3 protein-coding genes are annotated in these 3,704 nt (G+C 66.7%); 2 read left to right on the top strand and 1 reads right to left on the bottom strand.

Going from position 1 to position 3,704, the window contains the following annotated elements:
• Window positions 1-609: transposase (locus tag Aple_RS51625; RefSeq protein ID WP_174890014.1), on the top strand; the 609-nt coding region annotated here is incomplete at its 5' end.
• 229 nt (window positions 610-838) lie between these two features.
• Here the strand turns inward: Aple_RS51625 and Aple_RS51620 are convergent.
• Complete coding sequence (locus tag Aple_RS51620; protein ID WP_170322086.1) at window positions 839-3,175, bottom strand: serine/threonine-protein kinase; 2,337 nt, start codon at window positions 3,173-3,175, stop codon at window positions 839-841.
• 134 nt (window positions 3,176-3,309) lie between these two features.
• On the opposite strand from Aple_RS51620, the gene Aple_RS51615 reads away from it, so the two are divergent.
• A partial coding sequence (locus Aple_RS51615) for a hypothetical protein (protein WP_155352152.1) occupies window positions 3,310-3,704 on the top strand: 395 nt, incomplete at its 3' end.

Genomic DNA, 3,704 nt, shown 5'->3' with positions numbered 1-3,704 from the left:
GCCCTGGACCTGGTCGCCGGGGAGGACGGCTTGGTGGAGGTCTTTGGCGATGCCGCCTACTCTTCCGGGCCCTGCCGCCACGCGCTGACCTCGGCGGGGCATCGTGTCGTGATCAAACCCGCGCCGTTACGCCCGGCCGTGCCCGGCGGGTTCAGCCTCGATGACTTCGCCATCGACACTATCGGCAGCACCGTGACCTGCCCGGCTGGGCACCAAGTACCACTGTCGGCGCCGTCAGGCCGCAATCTGCAGCGCAAGGCGTTCTTCACCGGCCAATGCGCCGGCTGCCCGCTGCGTTCGCGCTGCACCACGGCCAAAGCCGGGCGCATCCTCACCATCCGCCCGCACCACGACGAGCTCGCCGCCGCCCGCGAGCAAGCCGCCACCGATCCGCTGTGGCAGCAGGACTACCGGCGCTGGCGGCCCCCCGTCGAACGCGCCATCGCCTGGCTCGTCGCGCGGGGCAACCGGCGATTACGGTACATCGGCACCATCAAGAACAACGCCTGGCTCCACACCCGCGCCGCCGCGCTTAACCTGCGAACCCTGATCAACCTCGGACTCACCCGCACGAGCGGGACTTGGACGCTGCTTTCCAAACCCATCTGAGAAATCAAGGGCTGTACAGAGCACCGCACGCGAACAAGATCTTCAGTGAGCTTCTAGGTCGGCCGCTCGCGATTTAGAACACCTAGCAGAATGCCGCCACCACACCGGGCGTCGGCGTGGCGAGAACCATCACCAACCTGAACGGAGCGAACAAGGGGTGGGTAGGAGCCCACGCCAACCAAGCCGAAGCCGCAGGTCAGGCGGAGTGGTGCCTGAGATCGTGGGATCGTCAGGGGGAGAATTCCTTGATCTGCCAGAGTTTTAGGCGGCGGTCTTTGCCTGCGGAGACGATTGCGGGTTTGTCGTCGAGGTCGATCAGGTCGACGGAGAGGACGCCGCCCTTGTGGGCTTTGACTGGTTTGCCGAGGGACTTGAAGGTTTCCAGGTCCCATAGGCGGATTGTTCCGTCGGTGCTTCCGGAGACCAGGACGGGGTGGTTGTTCACCTCGCCGAAGGCCAGGGAGTAGACGTTGTTTTTGTGGCCGGTGAGGGTCTTGCCGATGGCTTTGCCGGACTTGGGGTCCCAGATTCTGATCTTGTTGTCCTCGCCGCCGGATATGACCACGTCCCGGCCGTCGAGAACTCCGGTCGTGACCGAGTAGACCGGCTTCTTGTGGGCCCGGAACGTGGTGTTGATCCGTTTGCGGGTGGAGGCGTTCCAGACTCGGAGGGTACGATCCTCGCTCGCCGAGATGATGACGGTCTTGCCGTCCCGCTTGCCCAGGGTCAGCCAGTTGATCACGTTCCTGTGTGCGGCGATGGCGCGGCCGAGGGGTTTGCGTTTCTTCAGGTCCCACATGCGGATCCGGCCGTCGGCGCCGCCGGAGACCGCGACCCATTTGTCCCCCACCTTGCCCACGGCCACCGCGTACACAGCGTCGGAGTGCCCGCGCAGCGGACTACCGAGCGCCTTGCGCTTCTTCAGGTCCCAGACCCGGACGGTGCCGTCCCTGCTGCCCGTAACCGCCAGCGCGCGACCGCTGACGTTGGCGGCGGCCACCGCGTACACCTCGTCGTAGTGGCCGGTCATCGGTTTGCCGATGGATGTGCGTTTGTCCGCGTTCCAGAGGCGTACCTGACGGTCCAGGCCGGTGGAGACCAGGACGTGGGTGTCGCCCACCGTCGCGGCGGCGACGGAGTAGACCGCGCCGCGGTGGCCGGACAGCGGTTTGCCGATCGGCTTGCCCAGGGCCGGGGGCGGCGTGACCACCGGGGTCGGGCTCGGCGTGGGCGATGTCGGCGGCGACGCGACGCTCGACGGCGGGAGGGGAACGGCGGAGGAGGTGACTTGGGCCACCGCCTGGGGATCCTCCTCCTCGCCGGAGAACATGGCGGGAACGACGAACAGAGCGGTGGCGGCCAGCGCCAGCACAACGGCAAGCCCACCGCCGACCAGCCCCGCGCGCTTCCCCCGGCGCGGCACATCGGTGTCAGGAAAGAACACCGGATCCGGCAGCCGATGGTTCACCGTGACCGACTGCTCAGCCTCCGGGTCGTACGACGGCGAGGCGAACGCGTTCTTCGGCGTCGCGTCAAGTGACGGCGAAGCGAACGGATTGACCGGCACCGCAGCAGACGGGTTGATCGGAGCCGCGTCATGTGACGGCGAGACGAACGGATTAACCGGCGCGGCGTCATGTGACGGCGAGACGAATGGGTTGACCGGCGCGGCGTCATGTGACGGCGGGGCGAACGGGTTTGCGGCGACCTGCAGGCCCGCCGTCATCGAGCGTTCGAGGTCGTCGGTGTCGGCGCCCTGCTGATCGAGCAGAATGAACAACGCCTCGGCCGCGGTCGGCCGGTCCTCCGGACGTTTGGCCAGGCACGACTGAACGAGCGGGCGCAGCCGGTCCGGCAACTGGGAGACGTCGGGCTCCTCGTTGATCACCCGGTAGATCACGGCGGGCAGGCTGTCGAACCCGAACGCGGGCCGCCCCGTCGCCGCGAAAATCATCGTGACCGCCCAGCTGAACAGATCGGACGGCGGCCCGACCCGCTGCGCGCCGATCTGCTCGGGCGACATGTACGCCGGCGTCCCCACCACCCCACTGGACAACGTCACCGAGGAGTCCAACGCCCGCGAGATCCCAAAATCGATCACCCGGGGCCCATCCGGACCCAGCAGCACATTGCTCGGCTTGAAGTCACGATGCACGATCCCCGCCCGATGGATCGCGGCCAGCGCGGTGATCGTCCCCACCGCCAGCCGGTACAACGCGCCATCCCGGCGGGGACCCTCGTCGTGCACGATCCGCTGCAACGACACGCCGTCGACCAACTCGCTCACGATGTACGGATGATCGCCATCCATATGCGCACCGATCACCCGGGCGGTGCAGAACTGAGCGACCCGTCGAGCGGCCGCCACCTCCCGCAGGAACCCGTCGGCATCATCCACCGCCTGCTCCCCGATCCGCGCCCGGAGCAGCTTGATCGCCACATTGGCACCATCGGGGCCGGTACCCGCGTACACCACACCCTGCGCGCCCTCGCCCAGCCGCCCGACCAGGCGGTAGCCCCCGAGCGACACCGGATCATCGGGACGGAGCGGTTGTGTCTGCGCCACGTCGGGCATCCCCCATCATCCCGAATCACGAAATTTACGACCCGGATTCTAGTAAGAGAAGATCGCCATCCTCATTCCAAAGTGATAAGCATCGGGTATACGGGGATTACCATGACTCATCCAACGGAGACTCCATGCGCCGCACTTCTGGCATGCTCGCAGGGCTCACTGTCTTAGTTCCGCTTGCGCTGACCGCACCACCCGCCGCCGCGAAGACCACTGCGAAGATCACCGCGCCAACCACCGCGACCACTGCCACGGCTCTCCCGGCGAAGGCCACCAAACGCGCCCCATACGCGAACTTCAAGATCCACCACGTCAGCTACCCGAAGAAGGTCAAAGCCGGGGGCAAGGTCACCTACAGCTTCCAGATCACCAACGTCGGCCCGCACAGCGCCGACTACTACTACATCGGCGGCATCCTCCCCAAGGGCATCGTGAGCACCCTCAAATGGGGCGGCCCCAAGGGCACCGACTGTTTCTGGGAAGGCCGCGAGTTCTGGTGCTGGCCCCCGCCGATCCTCTACCC

This window comes from Acrocarpospora pleiomorpha (genome assembly GCF_009687885.1).
In the GTDB taxonomy this organism is placed as follows: Bacteria; Actinomycetota; Actinomycetes; order Streptosporangiales; family Streptosporangiaceae; genus Acrocarpospora; species Acrocarpospora pleiomorpha.
This window is presented reverse-complemented; position numbering and strand designations above follow the sequence as displayed.